The organism is Thalassobaculum fulvum (assembly GCF_014652915.1).
Lineage (GTDB): Bacteria > Pseudomonadota > Alphaproteobacteria > Thalassobaculales > Thalassobaculaceae > Thalassobaculum_A > Thalassobaculum_A fulvum.
Genome location: NZ_BMZS01000010.1, coordinates 136,976 through 152,105, shown reverse-complemented (window position 1 = coordinate 152,105; position 15,130 = coordinate 136,976). Strand labels below are relative to the sequence as shown.

At 70.9% G+C, this 15,130-nt stretch carries 14 protein-coding genes; 5 read left to right on the top strand and 9 right to left on the bottom strand.

The annotated features are described in order from the left end of the window. Nucleotides 1–347 precede the first annotated feature (347 nt). Together ggt and IE246_RS20435 are read left to right on the top strand one after the other, a co-directional pair. Nucleotides 348–1,931, top strand: a complete 1,584-nt coding sequence (gene ggt / locus IE246_RS20440) for a gamma-glutamyltransferase (protein ID WP_189993112.1) — start codon at nucleotides 348–350, stop codon at nucleotides 1,929–1,931. A gap of 11 nt (nucleotides 1,932–1,942) precedes the next feature. Beyond that, on the top strand, nucleotides 1,943–2,899 hold the full coding sequence (locus tag IE246_RS20435) for a Gfo/Idh/MocA family protein (RefSeq protein WP_189993110.1): 957 nt from the start codon (nucleotides 1,943–1,945) through the stop codon (nucleotides 2,897–2,899). Between the two features lie 145 nt (nucleotides 2,900–3,044). Here the strand turns inward: IE246_RS20435 and IE246_RS20430 are convergent, their stop codons facing one another. The 8 genes from IE246_RS20430 to IE246_RS28010 form a co-directional block, all read right to left on the bottom strand. Then, nucleotides 3,045–3,443 carry a hypothetical protein gene (locus tag IE246_RS20430; protein WP_189993108.1) on the bottom strand — a complete coding sequence of 133 codons (399 nt, stop codon included), beginning with the start codon at nucleotides 3,441–3,443 and terminating at the stop codon, nucleotides 3,045–3,047. Then, on the bottom strand, nucleotides 3,433–3,696 hold the full coding sequence (locus IE246_RS20425; RefSeq protein ID WP_189993106.1) for a hypothetical protein: 264 nt from the start codon (nucleotides 3,694–3,696) through the stop codon (nucleotides 3,433–3,435). The genes IE246_RS20430 and IE246_RS20425 overlap by 11 nt, the downstream gene beginning before the upstream one ends. A gap of 202 nt (nucleotides 3,697–3,898) precedes the next feature. Then, nucleotides 3,899–4,492: a histidine phosphatase family protein gene (locus IE246_RS20420; protein WP_189993105.1), complete on the bottom strand. Its 594-nt coding sequence runs from the start codon at nucleotides 4,490–4,492 to the stop codon at nucleotides 3,899–3,901. Next, nucleotides 4,489–5,184, bottom strand: coding sequence for a CBS domain-containing protein (locus IE246_RS20415; RefSeq protein WP_189993103.1), 696 nt, complete (start codon nucleotides 5,182–5,184; stop codon nucleotides 4,489–4,491). Before IE246_RS20415 ends, IE246_RS20420 begins: the two co-directional genes overlap by 4 nt. Nucleotides 5,185–5,306: 122 nt before the next feature. Further along, on the bottom strand, nucleotides 5,307–7,436 hold the full coding sequence (locus IE246_RS28195; RefSeq protein ID WP_189993101.1) for an acetate--CoA ligase family protein: 2,130 nt from the start codon (nucleotides 7,434–7,436) through the stop codon (nucleotides 5,307–5,309). A 10-nt stretch (nucleotides 7,437–7,446) separates the two neighbouring features. Next, nucleotides 7,447–8,496, bottom strand: a complete 1,050-nt coding sequence (locus IE246_RS20405) for a cyclase family protein (RefSeq protein WP_189993099.1) — start codon at nucleotides 8,494–8,496, stop codon at nucleotides 7,447–7,449. A 136-nt stretch (nucleotides 8,497–8,632) separates the two neighbouring features. Further along, a complete protein-coding gene (locus IE246_RS20400) occupies nucleotides 8,633–9,175 on the bottom strand; it encodes a PAS domain-containing protein (RefSeq protein WP_189993097.1) in 543 nt (180 codons plus the stop codon). Nucleotides 9,176–9,368: 193 nt separating this feature from the next. After that, on the bottom strand, nucleotides 9,369–11,222 hold the full coding sequence (locus IE246_RS28010; RefSeq protein WP_229837413.1) for a calcium-binding protein: 1,854 nt from the start codon (nucleotides 11,220–11,222) through the stop codon (nucleotides 9,369–9,371). A 188-nt stretch (nucleotides 11,223–11,410) separates the two neighbouring features. On the opposite strand from IE246_RS28010, the gene IE246_RS20390 reads away from it, so the two are divergent. The 3 genes from IE246_RS20390 to IE246_RS20380 all read left to right on the top strand — a co-directional run bounded on the left by IE246_RS20390 (nucleotide 11,411) and on the right by IE246_RS20380 (nucleotide 14,389). After that, a complete protein-coding gene (locus tag IE246_RS20390) occupies nucleotides 11,411–12,325 on the top strand; it encodes a DMT family transporter (RefSeq protein ID WP_189993095.1) in 915 nt (304 codons plus the stop codon). Then, complete coding sequence (locus IE246_RS20385) at nucleotides 12,322–13,209, top strand: DMT family transporter (protein WP_189993093.1); 888 nt, start codon at nucleotides 12,322–12,324, stop codon at nucleotides 13,207–13,209. Before IE246_RS20390 ends, IE246_RS20385 begins: the two co-directional genes overlap by 4 nt. Nucleotides 13,210–13,330: 121 nt before the next feature. After that, entirely contained in the window at nucleotides 13,331–14,389 is a 1,059-nt protein-coding gene (locus IE246_RS20380) for an alcohol dehydrogenase (protein WP_189993091.1), read from the top strand. Between the two features lie 64 nt (nucleotides 14,390–14,453). Here the strand turns inward: IE246_RS20380 and IE246_RS20375 are convergent, their stop codons facing one another. Beyond that, nucleotides 14,454–15,128 carry an OmpW/AlkL family protein gene (locus IE246_RS20375; protein WP_189993089.1) on the bottom strand — a complete coding sequence of 225 codons (675 nt, stop codon included), beginning with the start codon at nucleotides 15,126–15,128 and terminating at the stop codon, nucleotides 14,454–14,456. Nucleotides 15,129–15,130 lie beyond the last annotated feature (2 nt).

Here is a 15,130-nt window from a genome sequence, read left to right as displayed (position 1 = left end):
TCGAAACCGGACTATAGGCGGAGCTCGCCGTCGTCGTCCATGTCGGCCTGCGCCTGCCGCGCCGTGGGTTCCGGCTCCGTCCCACCGCGGGCGGGCCGGTCCGGAATGACGACCAGGGAGGGAAGGCTTCTCGCCCACATTCTTCGTCATTCCGGACGGGCGCGCCGCCCCGGCGCGGTCGAGCCGGAACCCACCCGCCGCTCCGCCGCCCGCAACCGCAGCGACTGCCGGGCCTCGCCCGTCGACACCCCCTCCCGCCGGGAACGAGTGCCGTTGCGTCACCCGGCTTGCCGGGACCTGCGGGGGTCGCTATCACGCTTCGATCATCCTCGGGAGGAACCGACTCCATGCGCGATCTTCATCGCCCCGGCCGCTCGCCGGTCTACGCCCCGAACGCCGCCATCGCCACCTCGCACCCGCTGGCCACCCAGGTCGGCATCGAGGTGCTGAAATCGGGGGGCACCGCCGCCGACGCCGCCGTCGCCGCCTGCGCGGTGCTGTGCGTGGTCGAGCCGGCGATGACCGGCATCGGCGGCGACTGCTTCGCCCTGGTGGCACCGAAGGGTTCCGGCGAGATCGTGGCGCTGAACGGCTCCGGCCGGGCGCCGGCCGCCGCCGAGCTCGGCTGGTACCTGGAGCGCGGCATCAAGGAGATCGGCCTGACCGCCGACCCGCACTCGGTCACCGTGCCGGGCGCCGTCGCGGCCTGGTCGCTGCTGCTCGAGCGGTTCGGCCGCAAGGGCCTGGACGAGCTTCTGCAGCCGGCGATCCGACTGGCCGAAGGCGGCTACCCGGTGGCGCCGCGGGTCGGCTCCGACTGGGTCGAGGACACCCCGCGCCTGCTGCAGCATGCGGTCGCCCGCGAGGTCATGCTGGTGGACGGCAAAGCGCCGGCGATCGGCACCCGGCACCGCCAGCCGAAGCTCGGCGCCACCTTCCGGCGGATCGCCGAGCAGGGCCGCGACGGCTTCTATACCGGGCCGGTCGCCGAGGACATGGTCGCGGAGCTGCGCCGGCTCGGCGGCCTGCACACGGTCGAGGACTTCGCGACCGCCACCGCCGACTGGGTCACCCCGATCAAGTCGACCTATCGCGGCCACGACATCTACGAGTGCCCGCCGAACGGCCAGGGCATCTGCGCGCTGATGATCCTCAACATCCTGTCCGGCTACGACATCGCCGGGCTGTCGGAGGTGCAGCGCGTCCATCTGCTGGCCGAGGCCACCAAGCTCGGCTACGCCCAGCGCGACCGCTACGTCTCCGACCCGCGCCATGTCGACGTGCCGGTCGACTGGCTGCTGTCCGAGGAGCACGCCAAGGGCCTGCGGGCGATGATCGACCCGGAGCGCGCCGGCAGCTTCCGGCCGAGCGACTTTCCGGTCCACAAGGACACCATCTACCTGTCCTGCGTCGACGCCGACGGCACCGCGGTCAGCTTCATCAACTCGATCTTCTCCGGCTTCGGCAGCTGCATCATGGCGCCGGAGTCCGGCGTGATGCTGCACAACCGCGGCCGGTCGTTCCGGATCGAGGAAGGCCACGCCAACGCCATCGGCCCGAGCAAGCGGCCGATGCACACCATCATCCCCGGCATGGTGGTCAAGGACGGCCTGGCGGTGGCGCCGTTCGGCGTCATGGGCGGCCAGTACCAGTCGACCGGTCATGCCGGCTTCCTGAGCAACGTGCTCGACCTGGGCATGGACGTGCAGGAGGCGATGGACGCGCCGCGCAGCTTCGCGCTCGCCGGCAAGCTGCAGGTCGAGAACACCTTCTCGGCCGAGACCCTGGCCGCGCTGGAGGCCAAGGGCCACGTGCTCGAGCCGATGGAGAAGCCGCTCGGCGGCAGCCAGGGGATCTGGATCGACCGGGCCAACGGCTGCCTGGTCGCCGGCTCCGACCCGCGCAAGGACGGCTGCGCGCTCGGCTACTGAGGAGAGCACGGATGACCCACAAGACCGCGATCATCGGCCTCGGCATCATGGGCCGGCGGCTGCTCGACAACCTGGTGTTCCACCCGGGCTTCGAGCCGGTGGCGCTCTGGGACCCGTCGCCGGAGTCCTGCGCCAAGGCCCGCGAGGTGGCGCCGGGGGTGCCGGTGGTCGACAGCGCCGAGGCGGCGATCGCCGCCGCCGACGTCGTCTACCTCGCCTGCCCGCCGGTGCCGCGCAAGGCCTATGCCCTGGCGGCGGCCGCCGCCGGCAAGACGGTGTTCCTGGAGAAGCCGCTCGGCGTCGACATCGCCGAGAGCGAGGACCTGGTGAAGCGCCTCGCCGGCACCCGCGCCGCCGTGAACTTCACCCAGGCCTCGTCGATCGGCTTCGAGGTCCTGCGCAACGCGATCGCCGGCGGCGAGACCGGCGACGTGCTGGGCATCGACATCGTCGTCACCTACCCGGCCTGGCCGCGCGCCTGGCAGGTCGATGCCGACTGGCTGCGCTTCAAGGCCGAGGGCGGCTACACCCGCGAGGTGATCTCGCACTTCCTGTTCCTGTCGGAACGGTTCCTGGCGCCGCTCACCCTGAAATGGGCGCGGCCGAGCTATCCGGCCGACCCGGCGCTGTGCGAGAGCGAGATCCTGGCCCGGCTGGAGACCGCCGACGGCCGCCCGGTCAGCGTGATCGGCACGGTCGGCGGCGCCCAGCCGGACCGCCAGGAGGTCACCGTCAAGGCGGCGAAGACCAGTTTCCGATTCACCGAGTTCTACCAGCTCTGGAAGTCCTCGGGCGGCGACTGGGCGGCGGCCTACGAGTTCCCGGCCGACCCGCGGCGCTCGTCGCTGCAGCGCCAGCTCGACGAGTTGGACAAGCTGGTCCGTGGCGAGAAGAGCCTGCTGGCCACCCCCGAGGAGGCGCTGCGCGTGCAGGTCCTGATCGAGGGCATGCTGGCCGGCAAGGGATAGGGACGGAACCACCGCCTGGCGCTTCGTGGGTCCCGGGTCGCGCTGCGCTTGCCCGGGATGAGGGATGATGAAAGTTCCCTCTTGTCCTCATCCCGGCCGCAGCGGCGAAGCCGCGGAGAGCCGGGACCCATCTGAAGCTCCGACTCTATCCGGCGGCGATGCGATCAGGCATCACGAAGCCGGCGCGGGCCCGCTCCGAGGTCAGCCGCTGTTCGCTGTACCAGCGGCCGAGCGCGCCCCGCACGCCGCCGAACAGGTCCGGGTTGCGGTCGCGGAAGCCGTCCCAGCCCTCGGCCTCCGGCCCGTCGGCGATGCGCTCGTTGATGACCATCAGGAAGGCGTAGGTGATGGTCTCGTGGTACAGCCCCGGCTTGCCGACATGCGCCGCGAAGGCGCGCAACCGGTCGGCATAGCGCCGCATCGCCTCGGGCAGCGCCATGCGGCGCAGGTAGATCCAGGCCAGCCGCACGTGATCGGCGTGCCGGAACGCGCTCGGCGGCAGGGTCAGCGCCTCGAACGCGGCGGCGAACTCGTCATCGGTCATCGGGGCTCTCCGTCAGCTTGTGGCTGTCCGCCGCCGTCAGGTCGAGGTCGTACACCGCCTTGAGCCTCGTGATCCGTTCGAGCGTTTCCGGACCGAACGGCGCCTTGCCCTCGAAGGCGTGCAGCATGACCCCTTCGATCAGGTCGCCCAGGCTGATGTCGTGCAGCTCGGCCACCCCCTTCATCACCTTCAGCAGGCGACGCTCCAGGCGGACCCCGGTCTGCACGCGGTCGACGGTTCTGGTCTCGGTCATGGCGAACTTCGCTCGTTGTCTTGGTACATATGTACCAAGATTTCGACTTCTCCGCAACGCCTCGCGCACCCAGTGCATGGGTCCCGGGTCGCCGCTTTGCGCCGCCCGGGATGAGGGGTGAATGTGGTGAACCCTCCGAGCCTCATCCCGGACGGACGCGCAGCAACGCGGCCGATCCGGAACCCATGACCGGATGCGTCGCTCAGTCGATCGGCTGCCAGCCGTGCCGCAGCGCGCCGGTCGCGACGTCGACCGCGAACAGGTTGCCGCCGCCGTTGCGAGGCTGATCGAAACGCCGGCCGATCGGCTGACCGAGCAGATGCGCGAGCAGGAGCGCCCCGACCGCGCCGTGCGACACCACGGCAATGTCGCCCTGCCCCGGCGCCTCGGCGATCACCGCTTCGATCGCGGCGACGATCCGCCGCTGCTCGTCTACCGCCGGGGCCCAGCCGCGCACCGACACCTCCGGCTCGGAGAAGAACCGGTCGGCCGTGGCCTCGAACTCGGCCGGCGGCAGGTAGCCGGTGGCCGAGCGGTCGTTCTCGCCGAGTTCGCCGCGTACCAGCACCGTCAGGCCGGTGGCGGCAGACAGGATCGCCGCCCCGTCCAGCGCCTTGCGCTCGGCACTCGAGTACAGCGCCGACAGCCCGCCGACCCACGGCTTGCGGCAGCACCGCGCCATCCGCTCGCGTCCGGACGGCGACAGCGGCCACTCGGTGATCGGCACCGACGGATCGATGACGACCTCGGGATGGGTGACGAAGTGCAGGGCCCGGCCCGGCCCGCCGGCCGTCACAGCGCGGGCAGGCTCATCACGCGGGTGATGTTCCTGACCGACTTGACGCCGGGAACCTCCCGGATCAGCACGGTCAGGGCGTGCTTCTGGTCCTCCGAGGCGATCAGCCCCGAAACCTCGGCCGTGTGATCCTGCACGCTGACCGACAGGAACGCGGTGTCGACCCAGGCCTCGTTCCTGAGCCGGTCCATGATCTCTTCCTGGATCTCGTTGTCGGGCCGCTTGTCGTCGGTCGCGGCCGACGCGCCGAGGGCGACCATCTGCACGATGTCCGCCCGCGTGACCATCCCGACCAGCTTGCCGTCCTCGACCACCGGCACGCGCTTGATGCCGCGGCGGCGCATGATGTCGGCGACCTGCGCGGTGGTCGCATCCGGCCCGACACTGACCACGTGGCGGGTCATGACGTCCTCCGCCGTCTGGCCGTGCGACTTGGTGTACTCGCGCGCCATTTCCTCCGAGCTCTCGAACAGCTTCAGCCACCAGGACTGCCGCGGCACGGTCCCGGCCTCGTCCCGGATCACGAGATCGCCCTCGCTGACGATCCCCAGCAGATGGAACTTCTCGTCGACCACCGGGACCGCGCTGATCAGGTTCAGCATCATGATCATGGCGATCTTGTCGACGGTGGTCGCGGGGGCCACCACGATCAGATCCGTCGACATCACGTCACGCGCCAGCATCCGGTTCATCCGAAGCCCTCCTCCCGAAACGGCAACCGTCGCGCGCACCGTAGCGCGAACCGGCCCGTCGTTCCTTGATTCAGCGCAACCCGCTGCGCCACCCGCCTACCCGGCCGCCCTACCCGGCCGCCCTACCCGGTCACCGGCACGATCAGCGCGTCGAGCGCGACCACGCCCTGCCCCTTCGGCAGCACCCGCACCGGGTTCAGGTCGACGCTCTCGATCCGCCCGGCCTCGGCCGCGGCGAACACCGAGACCCTGGCCAGCAGCCCGGCCAGCGCCTCGACGTCGGCCGGCGGCGCGCCGCGCACACCCTCGAACACCTTGGCGCCCTTCAGGGACGCGATCATCCGCCGCGCTTCGGCGACGCCGAACGGCGCCAGCCGGAACGCCACGTCCTCCAGCACCTCGACCAGCACGCCGCCGAGCCCGACCATCACCACCGGCCCGAAGGTCGGGTCGCGCTGCACGCCGACCACCGCCTCGACGCCGTCCGGCGCCATGGCCGCGACGATCACGCCGTCCAGCCTGGCCGCCGGCGCGGCCGACCCGACCCGGTCCAGCAGCCTGGCGTGGGCCGCCCGCACCGCGTCGTTCCCCTCGACCCCGACGATCACGCCGCCGACCTCGGTCTTGTGCTGGATGTCGGCCGACGCGATCTTCAGCACCACCCGGCCGCCGATGGCGGCGGCCGCGGCCGCCGCCTCGTCGGCGGTCTTCGCCAGCCGACGGGCCACGAACGGCACGCCCCAGGCCTCCAGCAGGTCGGTCGCCTCGTGCTCCGCCAGCATGACCGCGGGCACCGCCGGCGCACCAGCCGGGACCGCCGGCGGCGCCGGCTCCGCCGGGCGCGCGAAGAACCGCCCGAACCGCATCACGGACGCGGCCGCCGCCACCGCCCGGGTCGGGTCCTCGTACACCGGATAGCCGGCGTCCTCGTACTGGCGGACGATCTCCGGCGTCGCCACCAGCGACAGGATCATCGCGCGGTCCGGATAGCTGGCCCGCGCCTCGGTCAGGATCTCGATCAGCGGCCCCGCGATCGCCTTGGCGCCGGCGACCACCGTGAAGAACGCCACGACCACGTCGTAGCCGCCCTTCTCCAGCATCAGGGTCAGGTTCTTGCCGATCAGCGTCAGGTCGTTGAAGGCCTGGGCGGTGACGTCGACCGGGTTGCGGACCGCCGCGAACGGCAGCAGCTCCTTCAGCTCGCGCTGGGCGTCCGCCGGCATCTCCGGCACCGACAGGCCGCAATCCTCGGCGGCGTCCGCCATCTGCACGCCGACACCGCCGGAGATCGTCACCAGGCCGAGGCGGTCGCCGTCGGGGAACAGCCCGCGCGAGGCGATCTGGGCGGCGTCCAGCAACTGGTCGGTGGAGTCGACCCGCATCACGCCGTACTGCGCGAACAGGCCGTCATAGACCCGGTCGGAGCCGGCCAGTGCCGCGGTGTGCGAGGCCGCCGCGGCCGCGCCGACCTGCGACCGCCCGACCTTCATGAAGATCACCGGCTTGCAGGCGGCGGCCGCTTCCGCCAGCGCCGCTCTCAGGGCGTCGCCGTCACGGATTCCCTCGGCATAGGCGACGATCACCCGCGTGGCCTCGTCGCGCACCAGGTAGCCGATGGCGTCGGCCAGGTCGACGTCGGCCTCGTTGCCGGTGGTGATCATGATGCCGGTGTCGACGCCGCGCGCCCGCAGCAGCGCGAAGGCATGGCTGCCGTACGCCCCGGACTGGCTGGCGACCGCCACCGGCCCCGGTGCCGGCGGCTCGCGCTCGACCGAACTCGAGAACGTCGCGATCCAGCCGTTGTGGGCGTTGAACACGCCGAGGCAGTTGGGACCGAGCACCCGGATGCCGCCGGCACGGGCGATCGCGCGGATGCGGTCCTGGGCCTGCCGCCCTTCGTCGCCCATCTCGGCGAAGCCGGAGGAGAACACCACCGCCGCCTTCGCCCCCTTGGCGGCGCACGCCTCCAGGGTCTCCGGCACCACCGCCGCCGGCACCGCCACGATCACCGCGTCCGGTGCCGCCGGCAGGGCGTCGACCGAGGCGAAGGCCGGCAGGCCCTGGATGGTCTCGCGCTTCGGGTTGACCGGCCAGATCGGTCCCTGGAAGCCGGAGCGCAGCATGTAGCCGAGCGGCCTTCCGCCGATCCGGGTCGGATCGTCGGAGGCGCCGATCACCGCGATCGAACGCGGGCTGACCAGGGCACGGAGGGTGTCGACGTCGGGACGGTCCTGGGAAGACGGGGCGCTCATTCTGGCGATCTCAAACCGTGGCGATGGCGTTGGCGGGGGAACCGACCACGCCCGGCAGGTGCAGCGGCGGAGCGGTCAGCAGGAAGCGTGAGCGGCTGTTGGCGTGCAGCCACTCGGCCAGTGCCGTCAGGTACCAGATCTCGCCGAGGTGGATGCCGAGCTTGAACAGGCAGAGCTCGTGCAGCGGCATCATCGCCCGCTTCGGGCCGTTGCGGCGGTCGCGCCCCGGAATGTGCTCGACTGCGTAGTTGTCGGCGACCAGCACCGCCAGCCCGCTGTCGCGGATCCAGTCCTGCAGCTCCGGGTCGCCGCCGTCGAGCGCCGGATAGGCGTTGTGCAGGGCGTCGGGGTCCGGGTTGCCGGCCCGCTCGACCAGCATCTTCCCGAAGCCGGTGTGCAGGCAGACCATGTCGCCCTCCTCCACCACGATGCCGTCTTCCTTCATGATCCGGTCGAGGGTGGCGAAGTCGACGACGGTGCGTTCGTCGCCCAGGTGACGGTGCAGGTCGATCATCACCCCGCGGCCCTGCACGCCGGCCTGGGCCATGTTCTCGATGCCGAGCGCCTTCGCCCGTACGCCCTCGAACCGCATCAGTGGGTCGGCGGCGTCGTTGCGCGGCTGGGCGGCGACCAGGTGCTCGAGCCCGGTCCAGCCGTTGTAGTAGACGATCTCCGGAATGCCGTCGCCGTTGGCGTCGAACAGCGAGCCGACATGGGCGAAGCTGTCCCATTGCGAGGAGTACTGCAGGCACAGCAGCACCGCGTCGTCGGAGACCACGTCGGTCAGCTCCGGATTGTCCTCGGCCAGCGGGAAGTTGTAGTTCGACAGCCCGTTGCGCTCGGTCGAGAACCGCCGCGGCGGGAACCGCCGCGGGTTCAGGTCGCGCCCGCCCGGCAGGTCGAGCGGCAGCGACAGGCAGAAGCGGATGCCCTCGCGGACCTCCCTGGCCGCCGCCACCACGCGTTCCGGGGTCAGCAGGTTGAGCCGACCGCGCTGGTCGTCGGGACCGAAATCGCCCCAATTGGAGCCCTCCGGCCGGTTCTTCCACCGTGCCGCCATCGCCGACCTCCCTTGTTCGGACCGCGCCGCCGTGAGCCGGCGGTCGCGCTTCGGATGAGCGCGGCGATTGTCGCGCGCCCTCGTGCGGACGCGCAAGCCCGAGCGCGCCCCCCGGTTGCGCCCCCCCGGCAGCCCCTCAAACCTCGGCGCAGGGAATCTGGACGATGTCCTCGGGCACCAGGACCGGACGGTCGCGATTGGCCGCCGAGATCCGGTACAGGCTGAGCCCGAGGATGTGGTCGACGGTATCCGGTTCGGAGGCGAGCGGCAGGATCAGGCGCTCGGCGATCCGGGTCTCCAGGGCCGACAGGCGCTCCTCTGCCGAGCCGTAGTGGATGAGCGGCACCCGCTGGATGAACTTCCAGCGCTGCAGGACGATCGGATGGTCGTCCGGTCCCAGGATCTGCCGCAGCGTCTTGCCCTTGATACTGCCGCCCCAGGCGGCGTTCACCTCCTCGCCGGCGAGCTTGCAGACGAAGTCGCCGCGGATCGGGTCGTAGCGGTACATCCACATCTGCGCCAGCAGGCCCGGAACGCTCATCGGGTCGAAATCGGACCGCAACGGCACCAGCGTGTCGTGCCGGGCCCGGCGCCAGGCCTCGAGAAACACGAAGATCCGAGGGTCGGCGCCGGCGAGCCGCTGCTCGACGGTCGACTTCGGTGGGGTCGCCTGGGTCATGCCGGCCGCGGATTCCTAGCGGACCGCCGAAGTCGGGCCATGTCGGCTTCGGTCCGGCCGGCCTCTTTCGTGCATCGGCATCCATCCTCCCCCGGCGGGGGTCTGCGCGCCGCCCGGCCGGTCCCGTTCTAGTCAGGTTTCCGGCATCGTAACCCGAATTGCGATCGGTCGCGACGGCAGCGCCGGGAACCGGTCAGACGAACAGCGCGTCGGTCACGCTCGCGGCCGACACCCCGACCAGCGTCACCGCCGACCCGTCGGCGAACCCGATCACCGCCCCGTCGGCACCGTCGCCGACCGAGACCCGGGCGGTGGAGGCGGACAGGCGGTCCGACGCCACGTCGAAATCCTCGATGCGATCGTCGCCGAGCCCGACCCCGAAGACGTCGGCGCCGGCGCCGCCGGCCATGGTGTCGTCGTCGCGGTTGCCGAACAGGGTGTCGTTGCCCGCACCGCCGGACAGGGTGTCGGCGTCCTGCCCGCCGTACAGCACGTCGTCGCCGCTGCCCCCCAGCAGCAGGTCGCCGCCCTTGTTGCCGTACAGCAGGTCGGCCCCGGCACCCCCGACCAGGGTATCCACTCCCTCGCGCTGCGCTGACGAGCCGTCGCTGCCGACCGAGAACGGACCGTCGTTCTGGCCGCCGAACAGGGTGTCGGCTCCGTCGCCGCCGCTGAGCAGGTCGGTGGCGAGGTTGCCGTACAGCACGTCGGTCCCGGATCCGCCGATCAGGGTGTCCGAGCCGTCGGCCCCGACGATGGTGTCGACCTGATCCCAGCCGACGACGCTGTCGGCCCCGGCGGTGCCCGAGGTCGTCCGGTAGTCGGCCAGGATCACCGGGTTGTCGCCCGGCGTGTAGGCGCCGGTGGAGATGATCTCGGAGCTGCCGTCGACCGAGATCTTCCGAACCGTCGACCCGACGGACGACGGCAGCGCGGCGTCGCCCCAGGTGACGTAGGCGGTCCTGATCCCGTCGGTGAACCGGTAGCTGGCGGCCGTGATGTCGCTGCCGCTGCGGGTCTCCGACACGACCTCGGCAGAGGTGAAGAAATCGAGCTCGCCGACCATGGTCGTGATCGCGGTGGCGGTCGGCTGCAGGTAGCCGGCGTCGTAGGCCGGCAGCGACGTCGCGCCGTCGGTCAGCACGCCCTCCAGGCTCATGAACTTGGAGGTCTCGTCGCCCGGGCCGGTCGCCGTCCCGACGAAGAACGTCCTGTCGACCCCGTTGGCCCAGGCCGTGGCGAACACCTTGGTGATGATGTTCGCGTACTCACTCGAGGTGATCGAGGTCTGGCCGAAGCCGGCAGCCTCGAACTCGATCTCGGTCACCCAGACCGGCTTCGACACGCCCTGCTCCGACAGGAACGCCTGCACCGTCGGCAGGTTCAGGTCCATGCCCTGGCCGATCGAGTGGAACGAGAACACGTCGATGTAGTCGGCACCGCCGAGCTCGAACACCGACGTCCAGTAGTCCAGCGCCTCCTGGTGGCCGCCGGCCATGCCGCCGTTGACCACGGTGGCATCGGAATCCGCCGCCTTGACCGCCTGGTAGGTCGCCTGCAGGAGCGCGACGTACTCGGCCGCCGTCCCGTCGAAGAACACCGGCGAGGTCAGCGACGGCTCGTTCGAGACCTCCCAGGTCCGGATCGCCTCGGTCAGGCCCGGCATGTCGTCGATGCCGTCGCCGTCGTAGCGCTCGACCAGGGCGGTGACGAAGTTCCTGTAGGCGACCGTGTCGACCGGCGCGTGCCGGTAGTAGCCGAGGGTTGGAAAGCCTGCGATCTGGTCGTCCGAAAGTGGGCCGTAGGTGCCCGACTGGTCCCACTCGGCATAGGGCCAGATGGTCGCGACGATATTCTGGCCGGATGCCTGGGAAGTCGCGACGTAGGAGTCGACCGCCGACCAGTCGTAGCCGCCGGTGGCACTTGTCTGAATGTCGCCCCAAAGGAACGGCCCGGGGTGCGGGCGCTCCCAGGACGTGCCCATGGACTGCAGGGCTTCGTAGTAGTCGGGGTGCATGATCCCGACGTGCGAGTTCTGGTCCGACACGGTTCTCCTCCCCCAAGGATGCCCGATCAGCGGCGACCCGAATGACCGGTATTCTACACAAACTCATGAATTCCCGGGACGGATTCCGCGCCGGGACGCAAGCCAGCCATGCCGCGGGCGGCCGGCGATCCCGCTGTCCGGCCGGCAGGCGCCGTGGTATGAGCCGGCGATCTTCTCCGGAGACATTCATGCCAGCCGCCGTCGCCGTCGCGGGCCCGAGCCGCGGGATCGTCCTGATCCTGCTGGCGCACATCGCGTTCACCACCATGGACACCACCAACAAGTGGCTGGCGGCGAGCTATCCGGTCGGCCAGATCGTCTGGGCGTTCTACCTCGGGTTCGCGGTGGCGGCCCTGGGCCGGGCGGCGGCACACGGGGGCACCGGGGCCAGCGGCATCGGAGGCGGGATCCGCGCCGCGCTCGCGACCCGGCACCGGACGCTGCAGGTGCTGCGGGCGGCGCTGCTGGCGGTCAACATGGGCTGCGTGGTGCTGGCACTCGGCCTGCTGCCGATGGCCGAGGTCATGGCGGTCGGCATCTCCTACCCGCTGATGATCACGGTGCTGTCGGCGCTGGTGCTGAAGGAGCACGTCGGGCCCCGGCGCTGGGCGGCGGTGCTGGTCGGCTTCGCCGGCGTGCTGCTGATCCTGCGGCCCGGCGCCGCCGTCTTCAACCCGGCGAGCCTGCTGATCCTGGCGGCGGCCGCGCTGTTCGCGGTCTACCAGATCCTCACCAAGATCCTCGGCCGGACCGACCGGCCGGTCACCCTGACCCTGTACACCGCCCTGGTCGGTCTGGTGCTGACCAGCGCGGTGGCGCCGTTCGACCTCCGGATGCCGGACCCGGCCGGACTGGCGCTGCTGGCGCTGAGTGCCGCCGCCGGCACCATCGGCCACAGCCTGGTGATCCAGGCCCTGGAGTCGACGCCGGCCAGCGTGCTGCAGCCGTTCAACTTCGTGCAGCTGGTCTGGGCCACCCTGGCCGGGTTCCTGGTGTTCGGCGAGGTCCCGGACACGGTCACCATGGCCGGCGCGTCGGTGGTGGTCGCCAGCGGCCTGTACGTGTGGTGGCGCGAGCGGGTGCGGGCCGGGACCGTCGGATGAGCGCCGCCGCCGCGGACAGCGCCGCGCCGACCCGCGGGATCGCCCTGATCCTGCTGGCGAACCTGCTGTTCTCCGGCATGGACGCGGTGTCGAAGACGCTGATCGTCGACTATCCGGTCGGGCAGATCCTGTGGGTCCGCTACGCCTTCTTCGCCGGCTTCGCCACGGTGCTGTCGCTGCGCGCCGGCGGACCTCTCGCCGGGTTGCGGACCCGCCGCCCGGTCCTGAACCTGCTGCGGGCCGGCATACTGCTGGCGGAGATCGCCTGCTTCGTGGTGGCGTTCCGCTACCTGCCGCTGGCCGACACCCACGCGATCGCGGCGGTCTACCCGCTGATCATCACCGCGCTATCGGCCATGGTCCTCGGCGAGTACGTCGGGCCGCGGCGCTGGGCGGCGGTCGCCGTCGGCTTCCTCGGGGTCGTCGTGATCCTGCGCCCGGGCATGGCGGTGTTCGACCCGGCGGCACTGATCCCGCTGGCCGGCGCCGCCCTGTTCGCGGTCTACCAGATCCTCACCAAGGTCGTCGCCCGGACCGACGGGACGGTCACCATCCTGCTGTACACCGGCTGGGTCGGCTTCGCCGTCACCAGCCTGATCGGGCCGTTCCAGTGGAACCCGCCGGACCTGACCGGCTGGATCCTGCTGCCGGTCGCCGGCGCCATGGGCGTGGTCGGGCATCTCATCCTGATCAAGGCCCTGGAGATGGCGCCGGCCAGCGTGCTGCAGCCGTTCAACTACACCCTGCTGGTGTGGGCGACGACGGTGGGCTTCCTGGTGTTCGGCGACCTGCCGGACGGCGTCACCATCGCCGGCGCCGCCATCGTCGTCGGGTCCGGCCTGTACACCTGGTGGCGCGAGCGGGTCCGGGCACGCGCCCGCTGAGGGCTGCGTCCGACCGCCCCCTCGACACGGCTCGTGCGGCTGGGCTTAAATCTGGAACAGCGTTTCACGCCGGGCCCGACGGCCTCTCGGCGGCCCCAGAAAATCCAAGGGAGATGACAGAATGCGCAGCTATCAGCTGATGGAGCCCGGCAAGCCGTTCGAGGCGGTCGACAAGCCGGATCCGACCCCGACCGGCACCGAGGTGCTGCTGAAGGTCACCCGCGCCGGCGTCTGCCACTCCGACATCCACATCTCCGACGGCTATTTCGACCTCGGCGGCGGCAAGGTGCTGAACATCGTCGACCGCGGCCAGAAGTTCCCGATCACCCTCGGGCACGAGGTGCTCGGCGAGGTGGTCGCGCTCGGGCCGGACGCCAAGGGCGTGAAGGTCGGCCAGACCATGCTGGTGCACCCGTGGCTCGGCTGCGGCGAGTGCTCGGCCTGCAAGGCCGAACAGGAGAACCTGTGCCCGACCATGCGCTCGATCGGCATCTTCCGCGACGGCGGCTACGCCACCCACTGCATGGTGCCGAACCCGAAGTACCTGGTCGACATCGGCGACGTCGACCCGACCGTCGCCACCCCGTACTCGTGCTCCGGCGTCACCGTGTACTCGGCGCTGAAGAAGGCGATGCCGCTGCGCGACGACGAGTGGCTGGCGATCATGGGCGCCGGCGGCCTCGGCCTGTCGGCGGTCGCCATCGCCAAGGCGATGGGCGTGAAGAACGTCATCTCGGTCGACATCGACGACTCCCACCTGGAAGCCGCCAAGGGCATGGGTGCGTCGGCGGTGCTGAACCCCAAGACCGCCGGCAACGCGGTCGCCGAGCTGCAGAAGCTGGCCGGCGGCGAACTGCGGGCGGTGGTCGACACCGTCGGCGGCGAGGCCACGGCCAATCTCGGCATGGCCGCGCTCCGCAAGGGCGGGCGCTACGTGATCGTCGGGCTGTACGGCGGCCAGGTCACGATCTCGCTGCCGACCATCCCGATGCGCGCGCTGTCGATCCTCGGCTCCTATGTCGGCTCGCTCGGCGAGCTCAAGGAGCTGATGGAGCTGGTGAAGACCGGCAAGGTCAAGCCGATCCCGATCGAGACCCGGCCGGTCGAGCAGGCCTACCAGACCCTGCAGGACCTGAAGGCCGGCAAGATCGTCGGCCGCGTGGTGCTGACCAACGACTGAGTCGAAACGCGACGGCCGCCGCCCCTCCCCCCGGGGCGGCGGCCGTTCGCTTCCGGGCGGCGCCTCAGAACCGGTAGCCGACGCCGACGCCGACCACGATCGGGTCGAGCCCGACATCGGCAGTGCGGGTGGTGCTGCCGGTCCGGAACTCGGCGTCGACGTTGACGTCGATGTATTTCACGTCGACGTTGACGAACCAGTTCTCCGCCACGTCGAAGTCGACGCCGGCCTGCACCGCCCAGCCGAACGAGTTGCCGAGATCGACGGTGGTCGGCCCGCCGAGGGCGTTCTCGAGCGAGGCCGAGGCGTTCTCGCCATAGGTGATGGTGTAGTTGATGCCGGCGCCGATATAGGGGCGGATCTTGCCCTTCGGCAGGAAGTGCCACTGCGCCAGCAGGGTCGGCGGCAGCAGCCAGGTGTCGGCCGCCTTGCCGAGCCCGGCGATCGCCCCCTTACCGTCGATATCGTGGTTCGAGGTCGCGAGGATCAGCTCGAACCCGATGTTGTCGGTCGCCATGTAGGTGATGTCGAGCTCCGGCACGTAGGACGCCTGCGCCTCCAGCGAGCCACCCAGCAGGTCGGGCGAGATGCCGCCGCTGTCGCTGGTCGGCATGACGCCGATCCCGCGAACGCGCACCAGCCAGTCGCCCTGGTCGATCGCCAGGGCCGGCGTCGAGGCGCCGGCCAAGGCCACGAGCATTCCGGCGGCCGCCAGCCGCCGCGCGAACGAACCGTTCATCA

Excerpts from the sequence above, each read along its gene's own strand:
- ggt (WP_189993112.1), top strand. The coding sequence starts at position 348 with ATGCGCGATCTTCATCGCCCCGGCCGCTCGCCGGTCTACGCCCCGAAC.
- IE246_RS20435 (WP_189993110.1), top strand. The coding sequence starts at position 1,943 with ATGACCCACAAGACCGCGATCATCGGCCTCGGCATCATGGGCCGGCGG.
- IE246_RS20430 (WP_189993108.1), bottom strand. The coding sequence starts at position 3,443 with ATGACCGATGACGAGTTCGCCGCCGCGTTCGAGGCGCTGACCCTGCCG.
- IE246_RS20425 (WP_189993106.1), bottom strand. The coding sequence starts at position 3,696 with ATGACCGAGACCAGAACCGTCGACCGCGTGCAGACCGGGGTCCGCCTG.
- IE246_RS20415 (WP_189993103.1), bottom strand. The coding sequence starts at position 5,184 with ATGAACCGGATGCTGGCGCGTGACGTGATGTCGACGGATCTGATCGTG.
- IE246_RS28195 (WP_189993101.1), bottom strand. The coding sequence starts at position 7,436 with ATGAGCGCCCCGTCTTCCCAGGACCGTCCCGACGTCGACACCCTCCGT.
- IE246_RS20405 (WP_189993099.1), bottom strand. The coding sequence starts at position 8,496 with ATGGCGGCACGGTGGAAGAACCGGCCGGAGGGCTCCAATTGGGGCGAT.
- IE246_RS20400 (WP_189993097.1), bottom strand. The coding sequence starts at position 9,175 with ATGACCCAGGCGACCCCACCGAAGTCGACCGTCGAGCAGCGGCTCGCC.
- IE246_RS20390 (WP_189993095.1), top strand. The coding sequence starts at position 11,411 with ATGCCAGCCGCCGTCGCCGTCGCGGGCCCGAGCCGCGGGATCGTCCTG.
- IE246_RS20385 (WP_189993093.1), top strand. The coding sequence starts at position 12,322 with ATGAGCGCCGCCGCCGCGGACAGCGCCGCGCCGACCCGCGGGATCGCC.
- IE246_RS20380 (WP_189993091.1), top strand. The coding sequence starts at position 13,331 with ATGCGCAGCTATCAGCTGATGGAGCCCGGCAAGCCGTTCGAGGCGGTC.
- IE246_RS20375 (WP_189993089.1), bottom strand. The coding sequence starts at position 15,128 with ATGAACGGTTCGTTCGCGCGGCGGCTGGCGGCCGCCGGAATGCTCGTG.